The 21,561-nt window shown below is 63.4% G+C and carries 21 protein-coding genes; 4 read left to right on the forward strand and 17 right to left on the reverse strand.

Translation table 11 applies throughout. The features are described 5' to 3' along the window. Positions 1–76 precede the first annotated feature (76 nt). Entirely contained in the window at positions 77–1,540 is a 1,464-nt protein-coding gene (gene guaB, locus B4F51_RS14160; RefSeq protein WP_296226522.1) for an IMP dehydrogenase, read from the reverse strand. Positions 1,541–1,707: 167 nt separating this feature from the next. On the opposite strand from guaB, the gene B4F51_RS14165 reads away from it, so the two are divergent. Both B4F51_RS14165 and B4F51_RS14170 read left to right on the forward strand, forming a co-directional pair. Next, a complete protein-coding gene (locus B4F51_RS14165; RefSeq protein ID WP_296226523.1) occupies positions 1,708–2,646 on the forward strand; it encodes a DMT family transporter in 939 nt (312 codons plus the stop codon). Between the two features lie 155 nt (positions 2,647–2,801). Then, positions 2,802–3,344: a DUF4124 domain-containing protein gene (locus B4F51_RS14170; protein WP_296226524.1), complete on the forward strand. Its 543-nt coding sequence runs from the start codon at positions 2,802–2,804 to the stop codon at positions 3,342–3,344. 11 nt (positions 3,345–3,355) lie between these two features. Here B4F51_RS14170 and B4F51_RS14175 read toward each other — a convergent pair whose 3' ends face one another. Both B4F51_RS14175 and B4F51_RS14180 read right to left on the reverse strand, forming a co-directional pair. Further along, positions 3,356–3,712, reverse strand: a complete 357-nt coding sequence (locus B4F51_RS14175; RefSeq protein ID WP_296226525.1) for an RnfH family protein — start codon at positions 3,710–3,712, stop codon at positions 3,356–3,358. Next, positions 3,699–4,136: a type II toxin-antitoxin system RatA family toxin gene (locus tag B4F51_RS14180; protein WP_296226526.1), complete on the reverse strand. Its 438-nt coding sequence runs from the start codon at positions 4,134–4,136 to the stop codon at positions 3,699–3,701. Before B4F51_RS14180 ends, B4F51_RS14175 begins: the two co-directional genes overlap by 14 nt. A gap of 124 nt (positions 4,137–4,260) precedes the next feature. On the opposite strand from B4F51_RS14180, the gene smpB reads away from it, so the two are divergent. Further along, positions 4,261–4,707, forward strand: coding sequence for an SsrA-binding protein SmpB (smpB, locus tag B4F51_RS14185; RefSeq protein ID WP_296226530.1), 447 nt, complete (start codon positions 4,261–4,263; stop codon positions 4,705–4,707). A 24-nt stretch (positions 4,708–4,731) separates the two neighbouring features. Here smpB and B4F51_RS14190 read toward each other — a convergent pair whose 3' ends face one another. The 3 genes from B4F51_RS14190 to ppsA form a co-directional block, all read right to left on the reverse strand. Next, positions 4,732–5,658, reverse strand: a complete 927-nt coding sequence (locus B4F51_RS14190) for an SPFH domain-containing protein (RefSeq protein WP_296226532.1) — start codon at positions 5,656–5,658, stop codon at positions 4,732–4,734. A 22-nt stretch (positions 5,659–5,680) separates the two neighbouring features. Beyond that, positions 5,681–6,106 (reverse strand): NfeD family protein, encoded by a 426-nt coding sequence (locus tag B4F51_RS14195; RefSeq protein WP_296226533.1) that lies wholly within the window; start codon positions 6,104–6,106, stop codon positions 5,681–5,683. Between the two features lie 155 nt (positions 6,107–6,261). Then, the gene (gene ppsA / locus B4F51_RS14200) at positions 6,262–8,649 is read right to left on the reverse strand and encodes a phosphoenolpyruvate synthase (RefSeq protein WP_296226536.1); all 2,388 of its coding nucleotides are present in this window, start codon (positions 8,647–8,649) and stop codon (positions 6,262–6,264) included. 226 nt (positions 8,650–8,875) lie between these two features. On the opposite strand from ppsA, the gene ppsR reads away from it, so the two are divergent. Continuing rightward, on the forward strand, positions 8,876–9,715 hold the full coding sequence (gene ppsR, locus B4F51_RS14205; RefSeq protein WP_296226538.1) for a posphoenolpyruvate synthetase regulatory kinase/phosphorylase PpsR: 840 nt from the start codon (positions 8,876–8,878) through the stop codon (positions 9,713–9,715). Positions 9,716–9,781: 66 nt separating this feature from the next. Here the strand turns inward: ppsR and B4F51_RS14210 are convergent, their stop codons facing one another. The 11 genes from B4F51_RS14210 to bamA all read right to left on the reverse strand — a co-directional run bounded on the left by B4F51_RS14210 (position 9,782) and on the right by bamA (position 21,466). Beyond that, complete coding sequence (locus tag B4F51_RS14210; protein ID WP_296226541.1) at positions 9,782–10,678, reverse strand: metal-dependent hydrolase; 897 nt, start codon at positions 10,676–10,678, stop codon at positions 9,782–9,784. A gap of 45 nt (positions 10,679–10,723) precedes the next feature. Continuing rightward, entirely contained in the window at positions 10,724–12,523 is a 1,800-nt protein-coding gene (locus B4F51_RS14215; RefSeq protein ID WP_296226543.1) for an SDR family oxidoreductase, read from the reverse strand. 17 nt (positions 12,524–12,540) lie between these two features. After that, on the reverse strand, positions 12,541–13,416 hold the full coding sequence (locus B4F51_RS14220; RefSeq protein ID WP_296226544.1) for a M24 family metallopeptidase: 876 nt from the start codon (positions 13,414–13,416) through the stop codon (positions 12,541–12,543). A 140-nt stretch (positions 13,417–13,556) separates the two neighbouring features. Further along, positions 13,557–14,339 (reverse strand): TrmH family RNA methyltransferase, encoded by a 783-nt coding sequence (locus B4F51_RS14225; protein WP_296226545.1) that lies wholly within the window; start codon positions 14,337–14,339, stop codon positions 13,557–13,559. A 5-nt stretch (positions 14,340–14,344) separates the two neighbouring features. Beyond that, a complete protein-coding gene (gene rnhB / locus B4F51_RS14230; protein WP_296226546.1) occupies positions 14,345–15,043 on the reverse strand; it encodes a ribonuclease HII in 699 nt (232 codons plus the stop codon). 15 nt (positions 15,044–15,058) lie between these two features. After that, positions 15,059–16,192 (reverse strand): lipid-A-disaccharide synthase, encoded by a 1,134-nt coding sequence (gene lpxB, locus B4F51_RS14235; RefSeq protein WP_414706771.1) that lies wholly within the window; start codon positions 16,190–16,192, stop codon positions 15,059–15,061. Between the two features lie 41 nt (positions 16,193–16,233). Continuing rightward, entirely contained in the window at positions 16,234–17,046 is an 813-nt protein-coding gene (gene lpxA, locus B4F51_RS14240) for an acyl-ACP--UDP-N-acetylglucosamine O-acyltransferase (protein ID WP_296226548.1), read from the reverse strand. Beyond that, positions 17,043–17,537, reverse strand: coding sequence for a 3-hydroxyacyl-ACP dehydratase FabZ (gene fabZ / locus B4F51_RS14245; protein WP_296226549.1), 495 nt, complete (start codon positions 17,535–17,537; stop codon positions 17,043–17,045). The genes lpxA and fabZ overlap by 4 nt, the downstream gene beginning before the upstream one ends. Then, complete coding sequence (lpxD, locus tag B4F51_RS14250; protein WP_296226550.1) at positions 17,534–18,607, reverse strand: UDP-3-O-(3-hydroxymyristoyl)glucosamine N-acyltransferase; 1,074 nt, start codon at positions 18,605–18,607, stop codon at positions 17,534–17,536. The genes fabZ and lpxD overlap by 4 nt, the downstream gene beginning before the upstream one ends. A gap of 10 nt (positions 18,608–18,617) precedes the next feature. Beyond that, positions 18,618–19,172 carry an OmpH family outer membrane protein gene (locus tag B4F51_RS14255; protein WP_296226551.1) on the reverse strand — a complete coding sequence of 185 codons (555 nt, stop codon included), beginning with the start codon at positions 19,170–19,172 and terminating at the stop codon, positions 18,618–18,620. Next, positions 19,172–21,466 carry an outer membrane protein assembly factor BamA gene (gene bamA, locus B4F51_RS14260; protein WP_296226552.1) on the reverse strand — a complete coding sequence of 765 codons (2,295 nt, stop codon included), beginning with the start codon at positions 21,464–21,466 and terminating at the stop codon, positions 19,172–19,174. Before bamA ends, B4F51_RS14255 begins: the two co-directional genes overlap by 1 nt. Between the last annotated feature and the right edge of the window lie 95 nt (positions 21,467–21,561).

Raw genomic sequence — 21,561 nt, forward strand, 5'->3', positions numbered from 1 at the left:
CGCCCGCGCGCCCCGGCGGCAGTACTGCATGCCTTCTATCTTGTATGCGGTGATCGGCCACAAGGACCAAGCGCGATCAGTCGCGGTGATAGTTCGGCGCTTCCTTCGTGATCTGCACGTCGTGCACATGCGATTCGTGCATGCCGGCGGCGGTGATCTCGACAAACTGGCTCTTCTCGTGCCATTCGGCAATCGACGCGCAACCGCAGTAGCCCATCGACGAGCGAACGCCGCCCGTCAGTTGATGCACGATCGGCAACGCGGAGCCCTTGTACGGCACGCGCCCCTCGATACCTTCGGGCACCAGCTTGTCGACGTTGGCAGTGTTGTCTTCCTGGAAGTAACGATCGGCGGCGCCGTCCTTCATCGCGCCCACCGAGCCCATGCCACGGTAGCTCTTGTACGAGCGGCCCTGGAACAGGAACACCTCACCCGGGGATTCGTCCGTACCGGCAAACATGCCGCCCATCATCACTGTGTGTGCGCCGGCAGCCAGGGCCTTGGCGACATCGCCCGAGTAGCGGATACCGCCGTCGGCGATCAGCGGAACGCCGGTGCCCTTCAGTGCCTCAGCCACATTGGACACGGCAAAGATTTGCGGCACGCCCACGCCAGCGACAATCCGCGTCGTGCAGATCGAGCCCGGGCCAATGCCAACCTTGACGCCATCTGCCCCGTGGTCGACCAGTGCCTTGGCCGCGTCGCCCGTGGCGATGTTGCCGCCGATCACCTGCACTTGCGGGTAGTTGTCCTTGATCCAGCGCACGCGGCTCAGCACGCCCTGGCTGTGGCCGTGCGCGGTATCGACCACGATCACGTCCACGCCGGCCTTGACCAGCAAATCGATACGCAAATCGTTGTCCGGGCCCACGCCCACCGCCGCACCCACGCGCAGCGAACCGCGTTCGTCCTTGGACGCCAGCGGGTATTCGGTAGCCTTCTGGATATCCTTGACGGTGATCAGGCCGCGCAGCTCAAAGGCTTCGCCCACCACCAGCACACGCTCCAGGCGGTGCTTGTTCATCAGGCGCTTGGCTTCTTCCAGCGTGGCGCCTTCCTTGACGGTGACGAGCTTCTCACGCGGCGTCATCTTGGCGCGCACCGGGGCGTCCAGTTCTTCTTCGAAGCGCAGGTCGCGGTTGGTAATGATGCCAACCACCTTCTTGTCTTCCAGCACCGGGAAACCCGAGATGCCGTGCTGTGCCGACAGCGCCATCACGTCGCGGACCTTCATGTCCGGGCCGATCGTGATCGGATCGCGCAGCACGCCCGACTCGAAGCGCTTGACCTTGGCGACTTCGCGCGCCTGTTCTTCCGGCTTCAGGTTCTTGTGGACGATACCGATACCACCCTGCTGGGCCATGGCGATGGCCAGCCGCGCTTCCGTAACCGTATCCATGGCGGCGGACACGAGCGGAATGGCAAGTTCAATCGAACGGGTAAGCTTGGTGCGAAGGGACGTATCGCGGGGCAGGACGGCCGAATAAGCCGGGACAAGCAGCACATCATCGAACGTGAGTGCTTTCTGGACAAGACGCATAGCAATTTCCTCTAGGCGCAAAATCGGATTATACGGGAATTCGCCCCACGGTTGTAGACAGCCGTGCTATGCTCGATAAATTTTTCTTCGCGCACCCACCTGAAGCGCCTCGCGCCGTCAGCGGCCGTCGTTTGTGGCCATGTGGTGCAAGCTTCGCGAGTGTTCGAATGGGAATTGGCGTATTGTGCGCCCTGCTGGCGGGTGCCATGTGGGGCATGGTCTTCATTGCGCCCCGCGCGCTGACGGCATTCTCGCCGTGGGAACTGGCCCTGGGCCGCTACCTGGCCTACGGCGCCATCGCAGCCGTCGCCTCGGCGCCTATCCTTCCCCGCATCGCCCGCAAGATCACCCGCGCCGATTGCCTGGAGCTGGTCAAGCAATCCTGCAGCGGCAATCTCGTTTACTACGTGTTGCTGGCCTTCGGCGTGCAACTGGCCGGAGTTGCCCCCACGTCGCTCATCATCGGCATCCTGCCCATTACCGTGACGGTGCTCGGGCGGCGCGACCATGGCGCGGTACCGCTCTCCCGGCTGATCTGGCCTCTGCTGGTGGTGGCCGCAGGCATCGTGTGCATCAATATCGACCTGTTCGGTCATGAGGCGGCCACGGCCGACGTTCGGCCGGTCTGGCAACGCATCGCGGGCATCGTCTGCGCGGCCGGCGCGCTATGCAGCTGGACATGGTATGCGGTGGATAACGCCCGCTATCTGCAGCGCAACCCGCATTTCTCGAGCAACGAGTGGTCAGCACTGTATGGCATGTCGACAGGCATTCTTTCGACCGCGCTGACCGCAATTGCCCTGCTCGTGGCGGGTACCGGCTGGGCCCATGGCGGCGGGCGAATCTGGAGCACCTTCTGGGCCGTCAATGCCGCCGTGGCGCTTGGCGCGTCGCTGATCGGCAACAACCTGTGGAACATGGCCTCCCGTCGCCTGCCGCTGACCCTGTCGGGTCAGATGATCGTGTTCGAGACGCTGTTCGCGCTGGCATATGGCTTTGTGTACGACGGCCGCTGGCCGCGCCCGCTGGAAATGGCCGCCATCGCGTTGCTGATCGTGGGGGTTGGCTGGTCCGTACGCTTGCACGCAGAAGATAAGTCTGCATAAACTGGGCGCCTTGCCGGGGGGCGAGTCGGTGGGCCGAGCCAGGCTGCCGACCTCAAACAAACGAGTGGTGATCACGCCACCGGGCCTCCGTGCGCGTCGAGGGGCCGTCGTCGGGTCGGCCAACGCGCCTTCGGCAGTCCACGAACGAGAACTCCATGAAACGACTGCACGTCCTGCTGCCCGCCTCTGTCACCTTGATCGCCCTTGTCGCCTGCCCGGCAGCCCTTGCACAATGGGCGTGGCAATGGCGCGATGAGAAGGGGCTGATGGTTTACAGCGACGCGGCGCCGCCGCCGTCGGTTCCGGCCAACCGCATCATCCGCAACCCGAACAGCCGCACAGCAACCGCATATGAGGCGCTGCCGGCGCCAGCATCGGGCGTGAAGGCTGCGGACCCCAATGCAGCGGCCAAACCGGTCCAAGCCGCCTCAGGTGTTGCCGCATCGAACCCGGATGAAGAACTGCGCAAGCGCTTGGCTGATCGCGCCAAGAAGGAACAGGACGAGGCCAAGCAAGCAGAAGCCGTCCAACGCAAGCAGGCCGAATGCCAGCGCCTGCGCAACGAAACCGCCTACCTGCAGAACGGTCGCCGCGCTGGCACAGTACAGGCTGATGGCTCGATCGCGTATATGGACGACAACCAGCGCGCCGCTGCCGTCCAGCGCAATCAAAGCGACTTGAGCGCCAACTGCAACTGACGCAGGCCGCGTTATTCGGTGATGCCGCCCTCGGGCGGCGCTTCGTTGCGCAGCCACTTCAGGCCCTCTCGCGTGCCGGTCGCCCGTACTTTCTGCACGCGGCGGCGGCGCGCCGTTTTGGGGTCTGCAATCAGCGGGCCCAGGATTTCCACCCGATCACGCGCATGCAGGGGCGCGTCCGGCGTCCGACGTTTGCCGTAGATGCCCAATCGGCAGGTGTCGATCGTCAGATCCGTTCCCTCCAGAACGCCAGAGGCCCGCACCGCATCGGCTACCGTCGCCTGACTCGGCACCTGCACACCCACCAGCCGCGGCGGCGCGACCGTCGCCAGGCAAACCAATACGTCGATGTGATCAGGATTCGCCATAGATCACCTCGGCGCGCTTGACGAAGGAATCGACAAAGGTGTTGGCGATCATGCTGAACACCGGGCCGATGATCTTCTCCAGCAAGTGGCTGGAGAATTCGTAGTGCAAGTGGAAGTTGATCTTGCAGGCATCCGCGCGCAGCGGGGTGAACTGCCAAAAACCCGTGAACGCCTTGAAAGGGCCATCGGCGAACTGCATATCGATATGAGTCGGCCGCGTTTGCTTGTTGCGGGTACGGAAGTGTTGATGGATGCCCTTGAAGGCGATGTCGACACGCGCATCGAGTGACGTGTCGGTCTGCTCGAAGATTTCCACGCCACCACACCACGGCAGGAAGTTCGGGTAGTCGCGAACGTTGGTCACCAGGTCGAACATCTGTTCGGCCGAGTAGCCGATCAACACGGTTTTTTCAACGTCTGCCATGCGCCGTCCGAAAGCTTTGCGTGCCACGCCCACGTTCGGGCTGCGGCGGATTTGTTAAACTCGCCATTTTATCGCAGCGCATGCAGGTGCCGTCACCCAAGTGCGCTCACCGCACATTCCACGTATGACCATCGCCGACAACAAGAAAGCCTTTTTCGATTACTTCATCGAAGAGCGCTACGAGGCGGGCATGGTACTCGAGGGCTGGGAGGTCAAGGCCATCCGTGCCAACCGCGCGCAGATCAAGGAAGGCTACGTGGTCATCCGCAACGCCGAGCTGTTCCTGATCGGGGCGCACATCAGCCCGCTGCAATCGGCCTCCACGCACGTCACGCCCGACCCGGTGCGCACGCGCAAGCTGCTGCTCCACGCCGAAGAGATCAAGAAGCTGATCGGCAAGGTCGAGCAGCGCGGCTACACGCTCGTGCCGCTCAACCTGCACTACTCGCGCGGCCGCGTGAAGTGCGAGATCGGCCTCGCCAAGGGCAAAAAGCTCTTCGACAAGCGCGAGACAGAGAAGAACCGCGACTGGCAGCGCGAGAAAGCCCGCCTCATGCGCGAGAAGGCCTAAGCCTTCTCGGCGACACCGCGCACGTCACGCGCCGGGCCGCTGCTGCTTAACGATCTGCAACGCTGACGCAATCATCGTGCTCAGGTCACCCATATTGCCCGGCACGATCAGCGTGTTGCCCTGCTTGGCCAGATTGCCGAACGCGCTCACATACTCCTCTGCCACCTTCAGATTGACCGCGTCGATACCGCCTTCGGTGCGGATCGCCTGACCGATCTTCTGGATCGCCTGCGCGTTGGCCTCGGCCACCGCCAGAATCGCCGCCGCCTCGCCCTGTGCCTTGTTGATGGCGGCCTGCTTTTCCCCTTCCGATTTCTGGATGGCGGCCTCGCGCGCACCGGATGCCAGGTTGATCTGCTCCTGGCGCTTGCCTTCGGATGCGGCGATCAGGGCACGCTTTTCGCGCTCAGCCGTGATCTGCGCCTGCATGGCGTGCAGGATTTCCTTCGGGGGCGTCAGGTCCTTGATCTCGTAGCGCAGCACTTTCACGCCCCAGTTCGATGCCGCCTCATCCAGCGCATTGACCACGCTGTGGTTGATGAAGTCGCGCTCCTCAAATGTCTTGTCCAGTTCCAGCTTGCCCACCACAGAACGCAGCGTGGTCTGTGCGAGTTGCGTGATGGCGATGACGAAGTTGCTTGAGCCGTACGAGGCGCGCATCGGGTCGGTCACCTGAAAGTACAGGATGCCGTCCACCTGCAGCTGCGTGTTGTCCTTGGTGATACAGATCTGGCTCGGCACGTCGAGCGGGATTTCCTTGAGCACGTGCTTGTAGGCCACGCGATCGACGAAGGGCAGAACGATGTTGAGCCCGGGCGAGAGCGTCGCGTGATACTTGCCTAGCCGCTCCAGAATCCAGGCGTGCTGTTGCGGCACGATCTTGATGCCTTGCGCGATCAGCACAACGGCAGCAAACAGGACAATGATCGCAAGCGTCCCCAGCTCGAACATAAAACCTCCGTGGTTGGCCTTGTTATTTGGGTGCGACGACGAGCACGCTGCCGCGCACTTCGACGATACGGAATTCGCCAGCGGTGGCCGGCGCGTGCGGTGCCAGCTCGACGTCCCAGGCGGCGCCCCGGTATTGCACGCGCGCCCGGCGCTCCGGCGACCAAGCGTCGACACGCAGGGTCTCGCCGATATCCAGGTTGACGTTGCGGTTGCGCGCGGCATTCTCGCGCGTCTGGCGCCCGTAGCGTGTACGCCGCAAACCGGCGATGCCGAACACCGCCACGACGGCGGCCACGATGGCCTGTGCGGGAAAGGCGAGCCCGACCAGCGCGGCAAGCCCGCCCGCCAGTAACCCGATAGCCACCATCAGCAGGTAGAACGTACCCGTCATCAGTTCACCGATCACGAGCAGCACAGCCAGCGAGAACCAGACGGTCTGAGCCGACATATCCCCCCTCTCCCAGAAAAAAACCCCCGCGACGCTGCACGTCTGCGGGGGCATGTCGCTCGGCCCCCGCCAGCGATACGCTGCCGGGCACTTCGCGTTCTTTATTCCCGGCGCGTATCGGTGAGGATACGCGCCGTGTCTTACCGCACGCTAGCTCAGAGCGAGCCCAGCTTCTGCCACGTATCGATGACCGAGTCCGGGTTCAGCGAGATCGAGGAAATACCCTCCTTGGCCAGCCACTCGGCAAAATCCGGGTGGTCGGAAGGGCCCTGGCCGCAGATACCGACGTACTTGTTCATCGACAGCGCCGTGGAAATCGCACGCTGCAGCATGAACTTGACCGCCGGATCGCGCTCGTCGAAGTCCTTGGCCAGCAGCTCCATGCCGGAGTCGCGATCCAGGCCCAGCGTGAGCTGCGTCAGGTCATTCGAGCCGATCGAGAAGCCGTCGAAGTGCTGCAGGAACTGCTCGGCCAGGATCGCGTTGGACGGCACTTCGCACATCATGATCAGACGCAGGCCGTTCTCGCCGCGCTTCAGGCCGTATTTGGCCAGCAGCTCGACAACCTTCTCCGCCTGGCCGAGCGTGCGCACGAACGGCACCATGACCTCAACGTTGGTCAGGCCCATTTCATCGCGCACGCGCTTCATGGCGCGGCATTCCATCTCGAAGGCTTCGGCAAAGTCTTCGGCGATGTAGCGCGAGGCGCCGCGGAAGCCCAGCATCGGGTTCTCTTCGTCCGGCTCGTAGCGCGAACCGCCAATCAGCTTCTTGTACTCGTTGGACTTGAAGTCCGACAGGCGCACGATCACGGGCTTCGGATAGAACGCCGCTGCGATGGTGGCGATGCCTTCGGCCAGCTTGTCGACGTAGAACGCACGCGGGCTCGCATGGCCGCGGGCTACGCTTTCCACGGCCTTCTTCAGGTCGCTGTCGACCTGCGGGTAGTCGAGGATCGCCTTCGGGTGAACGCCGATGTTGTTATTGATGATGAATTCCAGACGGGCCAAGCCCACACCGCCGTTCGGGATCTGGCAGAAGTCGAAGGCCAGTTGCGGGTTGCCGACGTTCATCATGATCTTCGTGCTGATCGTCGGCATCTCGCCGCGCTGGACTTCCGTGATTTCGGTTTCCAGCAGGCCGTCGTAAATCTTGCCTTCGTCGCCTTCTGCGCACGACACCGTCACCAGCGTGCCGTCCTTCAGCAGGTCGGTGGCGTCGCCGCAGCCGACCACGGCTGGCACGCCCAGTTCACGCGCGATGATGGCCGCGTGGCAGGTACGGCCGCCGCGGTTGGTGACAATGGCCGAGGCGCGCTTCATCACCGGCTCCCAGTTCGGGTCGGTCATGTCGGCCACCAGCACGTCACCAGGCTGCACGCGTTCCATCTCGGCCGGATCGTTGATCACGCGCACAGGGCCCGTGCCGATCTTCTGGCCGATGGCGCGGCCGGTGGTCAGCACCGGCGCGGAGCCCTTCAGGCGGAAGCGCTGCTCGACCTTGCCGTGCGATTGGCTCTTCACCGTCTCGGGGCGGGCCTGCAGGATGTAGATCTTGCCGTCCTTGCCGTCGCGGCCCCACTCGATGTCCATCGGGCGGCCGTAGTGCTTCTCGATGATGACGGCGTACTTGGCCAGCTCCGTCACGTCGGCGTCGGTGATGGAGTAACGGTTGCGCAACTCGCCCGGCACGTCGACAGTCTTCACGCGGCCGGCTTCGCCCGGCGCGGTGAATTCCATCTTGATCAGCTTGGAGCCGATCGAGCGGCGGATGATCGGGTATTTGCCGGCGGCCAGCGTCGGCTTGAAGACGTAGAACTCGTCCGGGTTCACGGCGCCCTGCACCACCGTTTCGCCCAGGCCGTAGCTGGAGGTGATGAAAACGACGTCCTGGAAGCCCGATTCGGTGTCGATCGTGAACATCACGCCCGAGGCGCCGCAGTCCGAACGCACCATGCGCTGGATGCCGGCGGAGAGCGCCACCACGTCATGGGCAAAGCCCTTGTGCACGCGATACGAAATCGCGCGGTCGTTGTACAGCGAGGCGAACACATGCTTGATCTTGTCGAGCACGTCGTCGATGCCGGAGACGTTGAGATAACTCTCCTGCTGGCCGGCGAACGAAGCGTCCGGCAGGTCTTCGGCCGTGGCCGACGAGCGCACCGCGAACGAGGCTTCGGCGCCTTCGCGCTTGGACACACGCTCGAAATGCTCGCGAACCTCTTGTTCCAGACGCGGCTGGAACGGCGCGGTGGCAACCCACTCGCGAATCTCCTTGCCGGCGACGGCCAGCGCCTTGACGTCATCGACATCCAGGCTGGCTAGGCGCTGCGAGATGCGCTCGGTCAGGTTGTTGTATGCAAGGAAGTCACGGAAAGCGAGTGCCGTGGTGGCAAAGCCGCCCGGAACGCGCACGCCGGCGCTATCCAGCTGGGAGATCATCTCGCCCAGCGAAGCGTTTTTACCGCCGACGACTTCGACATCGGTCATCCGCAACTGCTCGAACGGCAGCACATAGGCGCCGTCTTGCGACAGGTTGGTCATACAAGCCTCTAAACTAAGTGAAAAATCGGTCGGATGCGCGCGGGGCGTTGTTCTTGTCGTCTGGCCGCACGAATCGCTTGGCTAAACCATCCGGAGTGCCCGGATTGCCGCCGCGACAATGTCTGGCAGGCGGCAGGTCCGAATTGCTTAGCTAAACGATCGCCGCTATTCTACCGTGCCGCAGCACGATTTCCTGCCTGCGTGCCGCAAAAACCCCTTGTTTTCGATGACCGACCTCGCCGCCAAACCGGCCGCCCGCACTGTCTTTATCGTGTCGGATGGCACCGGGATCACCGCAGAAACCTTCGCCCACTCCATCCTGGCCCAGTTCGAGATGAAGTTCCGCCAAGTGCGGATCCCATTTGTCGACACGACGGACAAGGCGCATGTGGCGGTTGGCAAGATCAATGAGGCGTTCAACGCCGAGGGCGTTCGCCCAATCGTCTTCACCACGCTGGTGGATTCGGAGGCCAATCAGATCGTCCATCGGGCCAAGGCTACCATCCTGGACATGTTCCAGACCTTCATCGAGCCGCTCGAGAAGGAATTGCGCCTGAAATCGACCCACGCCATCGGACGCTTCCACCAGAACGCCGATACCGAGGCGTACAAGAACCGCATCGAAGCGATCAACTTTTCACTTGCGCACGACGACGGCCAGTCGCACAAGAACCTGGCGGAAGCCGATGTGATCCTGGTGGGCGTCTCCCGAAGTGGCAAGACGCCGACCAGCCTCTACCTGGCCATGCAGTACGGCGTGAAATCGGCCAACTATCCGCTCATTCCCGACGATTTCGAGCGCGGCAAGCTACCAACGGTGCTGTACGAGTACAAAAATAAGATCTTTGGCCTGTCGATCGATCCGCAGCGGCTATCCGAGATTCGCAACGAACGTCGCCCAGGCAGCAAATATGCGGCGATCGAAAACTGCCGCTATGAAGTGAACGAAGCGGAATCGCTGATGCGCCGGGAGGGCATCAAGTGGCTGTCGTCCACACACAAGTCGATCGAGGAGATCGCCACGACCATCCTGCAAGATGTGCGGATGGATCGCGACAACTACTGAGCGTCACATCCGGAAGTGGGAACGGCCGGCATTGCACCGGCCGTTTTTGCTTTCCGGAAGCCCGGATCACGCGGAGTCACGCACCCAGTTGCCACCGTGTGCGGCTGCCTGAGCTGCCGGCGAGGTGGCGAGGTAGGCCAGCGCCTGCTCCGTCGATCCCTCTTCATGCGGCGTGTAGCTCGGCCGGAAATAGCGCAGGGCTGCTCCCAGCATCTTCCAGAACGACGGCAGACAAGCGCGCCGCGAGCCACGCCACCAGCCCCGGATGAAGCCGGGAAACCGCCCCGCCCCGGGATCGCGCTTGTACATGAAGCGAAAGCCCGTCACCAGGAAGTACAGCAACAGCAGGATCGTCGTCAGCATGTGGAAGCAGCGCTCGGCATACGTGCCGCCCATGTGGCGGAAGATGTCGAACGCGACCGTGCGGTGCTCGACCTCTTCGGCGCCATGCCAGCGCAGCAGGTCCAGCATGACCGGATCGGCCCTGGCCGCATCCAGCCCCTTGGCATTGAGCACCCAGTTGCCGAGATAGCCGAAGAAGTGCTCCAGCGCGGCGATGATGCCGAGTTGCTGTCGCAGCCAAAAACGCGTGTGCCCGATCTTCAGGCCGAGCGGCTGCTCGCCGAGCACCTTGGAGAACAGCCAGTCCAGCCGCTTGGTGAAGGGCTGGGTGTCGATGCCGTGGTCCTTGTAGTAATGCGTGAGCACCCCGCCGTGTGAGCGCGAGTGGACTGCCTCCTGGCGCAGGAAGCCCTCCGCATCGGCGCGCAGCTTCGGGTCGGTGATCTGCGGGAGCGCCTTGTTGTAGACGCGGCAGAACCATAGCTCACCCGCCGGAAACAGCAGGTTCAGGATGTTGATGATGTGCGTGCTGGACGGATCGCCGGGAATCCATTGGATGGGCGTGTCCTTCCAGTCGAAGCGGACGTGGCGGGCCTTGATGAAATAGTCGGGTGCGGTCATGGGGGGTCTCCTTTTGTTCTCATGTGCGGGGGACGCGGCCCCCCCTCAGTGGCCTGCCATGCTCACGCGCGCGATCAGCCGGCTGAGCCACTGCGCGTAGCGTGAGATGAAGCGCGACGAATGGGCCTCAATGCCGATCGTCACCACCGGCCTGTTGCGCAGCACCGCGCGCAGCATGGCTTTCGCCACGGTCTCGGGCTTGAGGCCTCGCAACTGGTAGAGCTTGGTCGCGCGCTGGCGCAACTGGGCCTGCTGTGCCTCTGTCGTGCCGGCATAAACGGTGGACGCCATGATCCCGGTCTCGGCAAAGCCCGGGCAGATGGCAGTCACGCCGATGCCCTGCCCGGCCAGCTCGCCGCGCATGCATTCCGAGAGCATCAGCACGGCAGCCTTGGTGGTCGCGTAGGCCGCCAGGTCGCGCGACGGCGCAAAGGCAGCGGCCGAGGCGGTGTTCAGGATGTGCCCACCCTGCCCGCGTGCCACCATCTGCTTGGCAAACAATCGCGCGCCATGGATCACGCCCCACACATTCACGTGCAGGATGCGTTGCCAATCGCGCTCGGAGGTGTCGACAATGCCGCCAGCCATGCCGATGCCGGCATTGTTGACGACGATATCGGCGCCGCCCAACGCCCTGCCGACCCAGTCGGCCAACGCTTCCATCTGCTCCGCGTTGCCAACGTCGGCGGTGCGTGCCCAGGCCTTGCCACCTGTCAGGCGGACCAGCGTGGCGGTGCGCTCGGCGTCTTCCGCGCGGATATCGACTGCGACGATGGATGCGCCCTGCTCGGCAAACTCCAGCGCCGCGCAACGCCCGATGCCGCTGCCTGCGCCGGTGATGACAGCCAGCTTGCCGGTCAGCGGCTTACGTTCGCCTCGCTGGCGGGCGCGCTGCAACTCTTCGGATTCTGGCCTCCCTTCCGCATGCTCAATCAACTCGCGCGCCATCTCGGCCATGCGCTCAGCGTGTGTGACGGGCAGCCAATGCCGCGCCACAACCTCCCGCCGCCAATAGTTCGGCACCCAGCGCGACAGGTCTTCCGACAACGCCGGGCTGACGTACTTGTCCAGCGTCGGCACGATCACCTGCACTGGCGCGTGTGCATAGCGCTTGCGCGGCGCAAACAGGCTGCGCATGAAGTTTGCGCGGTACAGCGAGACGCCGTGTATACCATCGTCCGTCTGCGTGATGCGCGGCACGATGGTGGTTTTCTCCACGCGCTGCAGCACGCGCGGCCAGGCGCGCCCCAGCCACAGGCGCCAACTCAACTCTGGCACGATCGGCAGGTGAAACAGCAACACGTACCACGAGCGCACAAGCTGCCCCAGCATCTTGCCCAGCGACAACGGCGTCGGCCGCAGCAGCCGAGCACGCATCCAATACCCCACGTGATCGAGACACGGCCCAGAGCATGACGTGTACGACGCGATGCGCCCGCGCAGGCGCGCCTCCGTCACGAACTCCCATGACTGGATCGAGCCCCAGTCGTGGGCGATCAAGTGGACGGGTTTGGTCGGGCTCAGCGCATCGACCACGGCGACGAAGTCATCGGTCAGTCGCGCGAAGCTGTAGTGGCGCATGCCCTTGGGCGCGCTCGATTGCCCCGCACCGCGTACGTCGTAAGCGATGACGAAGTAGTCACAAGCGAGCAGCGGCGCCATCTCATGCCAGACCTCGCTGTTATCGGGATAGCCATGGACGAGCACGACCGTCGGCCGCGCCGGATCGCCCCACGTTTTGACAGCCAGCGTCACGTCGCCGGATTGCACCGTCCGCTCGGCGCGCGGAAATGCGGCAGCCGGCTCGAACAGTGCCAGCGGGGCCTCTTCGGAAAGGGTTTTCATCCGAACCTCCAGACAGGTCAGGCAGCGCGCTGCTGCGCGTGCTGGCGTTGCTGCCAGCGGCGCACGTGCGGCAGGTCGTCATCAAGCCAGTAGGCATCGTCTTCGGTGATGACGAGCAGCTCCTCAAACTTGGCGCCCACGCCGCGAAAGCCGAGGTGCGGCTCGACGGCCCACAAGCCGGGCACTGGCGCGTGCTCGGAACGGCGATCGATCGACCACAACGGCGACCACCCCTCCTGCTTGCCGTTGCGCACCTGGTCGAGGATGAGATTGCGCGTGGCGTTCAACCCGAAGCGGGCCACGAAGCGCGGCTTGGAAGGGTTTTCCAACTTGGCCACGCGATGCGCCAACACCTTGAACGGATACGCCTTGTGGCGCGGCTCCACGCCCTGCTTCATGCAAAGCTGATCCACCGCGCGGGCGACCTCGGCCATCGGACGGCGCTCGCGAATCAGGCGCACGATCAACTCGCGATGCACCATCAGGTCGTCCAGCAGTTGCTCAAGAATGGCGTTGTGGCCGAGGCACGTGGCATAGCCGACGTCGGCGATCACGCCGTTGCGTACCGGCGCCACGTCAAGGATGACCGGCATGTTCTCCTCCAGCCGCCGCGACGATGGGAAGAACGCCATGTTGAAGCCGGCCATGTGCGTCAGGCCCGAAAAGCCCTGGAACGCCGTGCGGTCGCCAAACCAGGCGAACGGCTTGTGCAGCCAGTCATGCACACCGCGGTCGCCCAGCCATTCGGTCAAAAGCTTGGCCGCGTCCTTCTCGGTCATGCCCGGGCGCAGCATCCCGCCGACAGCTTCGACGCATTGGTAGGCAAGCTGCTGGATTTCACGAAACTGCGCGAGTTCGTCGACATTGACGCGCGCCAGGACGGGGTTCGGCATCGCCGGTCTCCTTGAGTCTGGTTATCGGGGGCACTCAATGGCGCCTCGCGCAATGTTCCATTACTCAATGGCAAAGTCAATGCGGGACTTTTCTGGCGTTTGAAAACGCCATGTGACCGTTAGTCGACTGGAAAACGAGGTTAGCTGGTACGCCGCTGGCGCACGGCCTCGAATAGGCAGATGGCTGCCGCTGCTGCCACGTTGAGCGACTCCATGCCGCCCGGCTGCGGAATTACCACGGGCGTAGTCACCGCAGACAACCACGCCTCCGACACGCCTGCCCCCTCATTGCCGAACACCCAACCGACGGGCGCACGCAGCGGCACATCGAAAACGGCCTGCTTGGCATGCGACGACGTGGCCAGCAGCGGCACCTGCAGGCGTGCGCGCACGCTCTCGAACGTGCAGTGCTCGACGATATTCAGGTGAAAATGCGCACCCATCGCAGCGCGCAGCGTCTTGGCCGACCATGCAAACGCGCACCCCGTCGTCATGAAGACATCACGAACGCCCGCCGCCGCCGCGCAGCGCAGGATGGAGCCAACGTTACCGGCGTCCTGGATGCCATCGAGGATCACGCAATCGGTATCGATCACGTGCGGCAGGTGCCCTTCCGGCGTATCGATCAGGGCGATCAGGTCGATGCCGTTGACCACCGTGGTGAGCTGGGCGAACAGGTTGTCGGCCAACAGGATGATGGTCTGCGGATCGATGCGATCGAGCAGCGGCGTCACCTCCGGATGTGAGAGATGGCGCTCGGAGACAAGAATCTGCGCCGGCGTATGCCCCGCATCCAGATAGGCCGCGACCAGATGGACGCCGTCGAGCACGGATTGCCCCGCGCGCCGGCGCTGTTGTGTCGAGCCCGACAGAGCCTTCAGGTGCTTGAATACCGCGTTGTCGCGAGAGGTGATGTGCTTCATGGAAATCAGTCGTCCCAGGCGGAGTTGGCGCCGGCCGTCGTGGCCGTTCGCTCGGTCTGCCCTTCAAGCGCGCGACGCACCGGCGCAAACGAGCGGCGATGATGCGGCGTAACGCCGTGCGCTTCGATAGCGGCCAGGTGCTGGGGCGTACCGTAACCCGCATGCACATCGAAACCGTACTGCGGAAACTCGGCGTGCAGCGCGACCAACTGCCGATCGCGCGTGACTTTGGCCAGAATGGACGCGGCCGAGATGGCCGGCACCAGCGCATCGCCCTTGACGATGGCCTCCACGGCAAAGGCTATCTGCGGGCAGCGATTGCCGTCCACCTGTACGAGATCGGGCAGCGTGCCTTGTGCGGCCACGCCTTGCACAGCGCGTTGCATGGCGAGCATTGTCGCGTGCAGGATATTGATGCGATCGATCTCCTCGACGGTGGCTTCGGCCACGTGCCAGGCGAGCGCCTTCTCGATGATCTCGTCGTACAGCGCTTCGCGCTTCCTGGCCGTGAGGACCTTGGAATCGGCCAGACCAGCGATCGGCTTGCGCGGGTTGAGGATCACGGCGCCAGCCGTCACCGGACCGGCCAGCGGTCCACGCCCAGCCTCATCGACGCCGCAAAGGATGCGGCGCGCGCGCTTGCCGGCAGGCTCTTGTGACAGCAGCAGACCAAGCTGATCCGGATTGGGTTTGCGGGAAGCCATGGGCTTAAAGCCGGCTCAGAGCCGATTGCGGCTGCGCAGCAGATCAACCACGACCTTCGCACCGATCTCCGCCATGTTCTGCTTGAGCGTCAGATGCATCTGCGTGAAGTGTTCGCGCAGGAAGGTGGCGTTGGCGTGGTCGCTCAACTGCAGCAGCGTCTCACGTGCGAGCGCCTCAGGCGTGGCGTCGTCCTGCAGCAGTTCGGGCACGACAAAGCGGCCAGACAGGATATTCGGCAGCCCCACATATGGCAAATAGCCCTTGCGCTTCATGATCTGCGCGGTCAGCCAGGGCACCTTATAGGTGATGACCATCGGCTTCTTGTACAGCGCCGCCTCCAGCGTGGCCGTGCCGCTGGCGAGGAGGATCACGTCGGCCGCTTCCATGGCCGCGTGCGACTGGCCGTCGACTACCCACAGGTGCAGGCCCGGATGCTCGGCACGCAAGGCATCGACGCGCTCGCGCAGCGTCGCACTGGCCGCTGGCAGCACGAAGGCAATGTCCGGCTCGACCGCCTGCATGCGCGCCATGGCGGCAAACAGCGTCGGCCCGAGGTGCTTCACCTCGGAGTTGCGGCTACCCGGCAGCACCGCGACGACCTTGCTTCCCAGCGGCAGCCCCAGGCGCGTACGTGCGCCCTCCACGTCCGGCACCAGCGGAATCACGTCCGCCAGTGGATGGCCGACGTACGTGGCGGGGATACCCGCCTTGGCGTAAATCTCCGGCTCGAACGGGAACAGGCAGAGGATATGGTCGACCGCTCGGGCAATCGTCTTGATGCGCCCCGCACGCCACGCCCAGATCGACGGGCTGACGAAGTGCACCACCGGCACACCCGCCTGCCGCATGGCGATCTCGACATTGAAGTTGAAGTCCGGCGCATCGACGCCGATGAAAGCCATCGGCGGATTGGCCAGCAGATCCTGCTTGAGTTCCTTGCGGATGGTCAGGATCTCGCGGAGTTGGCCGAGCACTTCCACATAACCGTTGACCGACAACTTATGCATCGGCCAGCTCGACTGGAAGCCCTGCTCTGCCATGCGCGCACCGCCGATGCCGTTGTAGGCAATGTCGGCCGGCAGTTGCGCGCGCAGCCCCTTGAGCAGCAGTGAAGCCAGCAGGTCGCCGGACGCTTCGCCGGCCACCATACCGATGCGGCGCGCCAAGATGGCGGCCTGGGCCGGCTCGGTCAACGCACGATGCCGCGCTTGGTGGCGGCGATGAAATCAGCAAACGCGGTCAGCACTTCGCGCGTCGGTACATCGTCAGTCTGCGCGATCTGCGCAGCAATCTCGGCCTTGGCCTGATCGAAGCTCAGGTCGCTCTTGTAGAGCAGCTTGTACGCCTGGCGCAGGCCGGCGATCTGTTCGGCCGTAAAGCCGCGGCGACGCAGGCCTTCGACATTGATGCCATGCGGCGCGGCCTTGTTGCCGCCCTTGTCGCTCGCGGCGATCACGAAAGGCGGCACGTCCTGCACCAGCGCCGAGGCACCGCCCAGCATCGCATGCGCGCCGATGCGCACGAACTGGTGCACGCCCGACATGCCGCCGAGAATGGCCCAGTCGCCCACCTCCACGTGGCCGGCAATCTGCGCGTTGCTCGAAAACACCGTGTGATTGCCCACGCGGCAGTCGTGCGCGATGTGCACGTAGGCCATGATCCAGTTGTCATCGCCAATGGACGTGACACCGGCATCCTGCGCGGTGCCGGTATGGATCGTGGTGAATTCGCGGATCGTGTTGCGATCGCCGACGATAAGCTGCGTCGGCTCGTCGCGGTACTTCATGTCCTGCGGGCGGCCGCCCACAGACGCGAAGTGGCCGATGCTGTTGTCACGGCCCAGCGTGGTGTAGCCCTCGACCACTGTATGGTGGCCGATGCGCGTGCCCGCACCAATGCGCACATTCGGCCCGACAACCGTAAAGGCACCAATCTCGACGCTCGAATCCAGTTCGGCCTTCGGGTCGATCTGCGCTGTCGGATGGATCTTGCTCGTGCTCATGCAGCACCCTTCGGCTCGTCCTTGACGATCGCACACATGATTTCGGCCTCGGCGGCCAGTTTGTCTTCCACCATGGCGAAGACCTTGAACTTCCAGAAGCCACGCTTGCCGCGCAGCACCTCCGCGTGCAGGCAGAGTTGATCGCCAGGCACGACCTGTTGCTTGAAACGTGCTGCGTCAATGGCCGTGAACAGGTAGAGATCGTTGTCGTTGCGCTCGTGGTCGGGCTCGCCGAACGTCAGCAGCGCGGCGGTCTGCGCCAGCGCTTCGAGAATCAACACGCCCGGCATTACCGGATGCCCCGGGAAGTGGCCGTTGAAGAACGGCTCGTTGAACGTCACGTTCTTGATGGCCTTGATGCGCTTGCCCGATTCAAACTCGACCACGCGATCGACCAGCAGCATCGGGTAGCGATGCGGCAGCAGGTCGAGGATCTTCTTGATGTTGAAATCGCTGACGAGGCTCGTCGTCGCGTTAGATGCTTCAGTCATGATTCTTTTCGCAGGTCTTTGACCTGCTGTTCCAGTTGTTGCAACCGTTCGCGCATGCGCGTCAGGCCTCGGACGATGGCCGCGTTACGTTCCCAATCGCCGTGCGGCATGAATGGGAAGACGCTCGTGAAGTGACCACCGGGTTTGGTGATGGATTTGGTGATGGACGTACCGCCCGACACGGTCACACGATCCGCAATCGTCAGGTGGCCAGCAAAATTGGCCGCCCCGCCGATGATGCAGTAACGCCCGATCTTCGTGCTGCCCGAGATGGCCGCGCAGCCTGCGATGACGGTGTACGCACCGACATGCACGTTGTGCGCGATCTGCACCTGGTTGTCGATCTTGCAACCCTGCTCGACCACCGTGTCAGCCATGGCGCCACGATCGATGGCGGTGTTGGCGCCAATCTCCACGTCGTCGCCGATCACGGCCCGGCCGGTCTGCGGAATCTTCACCCACTCACCGCCCTGCGGGCCGAAGTCAGGTGCGAAGCCAAAGCCGTCGGCACCGATCACCACACCGCTGTGCAGAATGCAGCGCGCACCGACCACGCAGCCGTGGTAGATCGAAACGTTAGCGTAGAGCAGCGTGTCGTCGCCAATGCGAGCGTCTGCCCCGATGAAGCTGTTGCCGGCGATGCGGACACGCTCGCCTAGTACCGCGCCCGCTTCGATGGTCACATTCGGGCCGATCGAGCACGAGGCCGGCACGATGGCGCCCGCTCCCACGCTGACGCTCGGGTGGATGCCCGGCACCACAGGCCGCCCCGCCAGCGCGACGAAACGCTGGGCAACGCGGGCAAATGCGGCATAGGGGTTGGCCGCCACGAGCCAATTGCGGCCAGCGGCATGTCCTTGGGCCGCGAGCGTCTCCAGATCGCGAGGCGACACGATGATCGCACCCGCGCCAGAGCTCACGGCCTGATTGAGATACAGCGGATTGGAAAGGAAAGCGAGTTGATCCGCGCCGGCCTGGTCCAGTGGCGCGATCGACTTGACGATCAGGCCTGCGTCACCCTGGACGGTCGCGCCGAGCAACGCGGCAAGTTCACCAAGCGAAAACGACATTGGAACAACCTCATTTCGCCGATTGCGAGCCATTCAGTTGCTTGAGCACATCGTCCGTGATGTCGATGCGCGGGTTCACGTACACAGCTTCCTGCACGATCAGATCGTACTTGCGTTGCTCGGCAATCTGACGAATCACGCGGTTAGCGCGCTCAAGCACCTGGGCCAACTCCTCATTGCGACGCTGGTTCAGGTCTTCACGGAACTCGCGCTGCTTGCGCTGGAAGTCGCGATCCAGGTCGGACAGCTCGCGCTGACGACGCGTGCGGTCGGCATCGGCCAGCACGGCCGAGTCCTTGTCCAGCTTATCGGACATGCTCTTGAGCTTGGCCGCCAGGTCTTGCAACTCGCGATCGCGCTTGGCGAACTCAGCTTCGAGCTTGGCCTGCGCAGCCTTGGCCGGCTGCGAATCGCGCAGAATGCGCTCGGAATTGACGGCGGCGATGCGAGCTTCCTGCGCGGCGGCCGGCAGCACAAAGCTGGCGGCGGCAAGCGCGGCAAAAGCAACAGACACGCCCAAGCGGGACAACGTGATGCGCGTGGATTTCATGATGAATGCAGTCATTAGAATGCGGTCCCGATCTGGAACTGGAAGCGTTGGGTCTGGTCTTCGGCCTTCCTCTTGATGGGGAAGCCCATGCTGATCTTCAGCGGACCAATCGGCGACAGCCACGACAGGCCGAAACCGGTGGAATAGCGCATATCGCCAACCTTGAACGGCTGACCTTCGGCAAACACGTTACCGTAGTCGAAGAACGTGAACAGGCGCACAGTGCGATCCACGCCCGAGCCCGGCAGCGGGAAGATGAATTCCACGTTACCGACGAACTTGCTGGCACCACCGATGGCCACGCCGTTCGCGTCGCGCGGGCCCAGCGTGCTGGTCTCGTACCCGCGCACCGAGCCGATACCGCCGGCGTAGTAGTTCTTGAAGATCGGGAAGTCCTTGCCGCCGTAGCCGTGGCCGTAGCCGATTTCGTTGTTGAACGCCAGTGTGAACGATTTCGACACCGGGTAGAACCACTGGTGCTGGTAATACGCGCGGTAGTACGTGATGCCGCCAGGAGCACCAACTTCCAAATTAGCCTGCTGATAGCGGCCACGTGTTGGGACCAGGGCGCTGTCACGCTGGTCCTTGGACCAGCCGACGGTAAGCGGGAAGCTGTTGGTAATACGGCCGTTCTTGGCGACCCAGTTCTGGTACGCCAGTGGGGTGTTGCTCGTCACGTCGATCGTCGTGCGCTCGTAGCCCAGGCCGAAGAACACGGTGTCGGTTTCCGAGAACGGCACGCCAAACTTGAGGTTGCCGCCCTCTTGCACAACGCGATAGTCCTGGTCACCCGTGTAATACAGCGGACGATACGTGCGGTAGTACAGCTCGGTCGAGCGGCTGATGCCATCGGTCGTGAAGTACGGATCGTACTGCGTGACGGCGATCGTGCGGTTCGCCTTGGACGTGTTCACGTCCAGGCCCACGCTGGTACCGGAACCGAACACGTTGTCCTGGCGAATACCGGCCGACAGCACCAGCTTGTCGGTCGACGAGAAACCCACGCCCAGGTTGATCTGGCCCGTCGGCTTTTCAGTCACGTTAACGTTCACATCCACCTGGTCGGACGTGCCCGGAACGTCTTCGGTGGTGATGTTCGCGTCGGTGAAGTAACCCGTGCGATTGATACGATTCTGAGAGAGCTGCAGCTTCTCGCCATCGAACCACGAGGCCTCCATCTGGCGCATCTCGCGGCGCACGACCTCATCGCGCGTCTTGCTGTTGCCGACCACATTGACGCGACGCACATAGACGCGGCGGCCCGGGTCGACCACCAGCGTGAGTGCGACCACGCGGTTCTTCTGGTCGATCTGCGGCTGCGGATTGATGGTGGCGAAGGCGTAGCCGTACGTACCGAGCAAGTCGGTGATCGCCTTGGTGGTAGCCGACAGCTTGGCCGACGAGAACACATCGCCCTGCTTGAGCTTGATGAGCTTCTCCATCTCGGCCTGCTTGCCGAGCAGCTCGCCGGTCAGCTTGATGTCCGATACCTTGTACTGCTCACCCTCGTGGATGTTCAGCGTCAGGTAGATATCCTTCTTGTCCGGCGTGATGGAAACCTGGGTCGACTCGATGGCGAACTCCAGGTAGCCGCGGTCCAGGTAAAACGAGCGCAGCGCTTCCAGGTCGGCCGTGAGCTTCTGCTTGGAGTACAGATCGTTCTTGGTGTACCACGACAGCCAGTTGGGCGTGGACAATTGCATCTCGTCGCGCAGGTCGCCTTCCTTGAAGGCCTTGTTGCCGACGATGTTGATCTGGCGAATCTTGGCCGTCGGCCCTTCGTCCACGGTGAAGGTGATCGACACGCGATTTGCGTCGACCGGCGTGACGGTGGTCGACACGTCGGCTGCGTAGTAGCCGCGCGAGACATACTGGCGCTTGATTTCCTGCTCGGCGCGGTCGATCAGCGACTTGTCGTAGTAGCGGGCTTCGGCCACGCCCACGCCGCGCAGCGTGCGACGCAGAGCTTCCTTGTCGAACTCCTTGAAGCCGATGAACTCAAGCTGCGAGATGGCCGGACGCTCTTCCACGCGCACCACCAGCACGTTGCCTTCGGCGCGAATCTGCACGTCCTTGAAGAAGCCGGTGTTGTAGAGCGCGCGGATCGATTCGGCGCCCTTATCGTCGGTGAAGGTCTCACCCACCTTCACGGGCAGATAGCCGAACACGGTGCCCGGCTCGACGCGCTGCACCCCCTCCACGCGAATGTCCTTGACGACGAACGGCTCCACTGCATGAGCCTGACCGGTAGTCACGGTCAGCACGGAGGCCGCCAGCACGCTGAGCGGGAAGCGATGTTGTCTGATCAATCTAATCCCCTAATTGGATCCAGTTGGAATCCACTTCCGAGTGTTTTCAAAACCCTGGGTTGCCCGCTCATGCCAGGCAAAACGATGAGGCTTGC

The sequence above is a fragment of the Ralstonia sp. UBA689 genome (assembly GCF_002298975.1).
GTDB lineage: Bacteria > Pseudomonadota > Gammaproteobacteria > Burkholderiales > Burkholderiaceae > Ralstonia.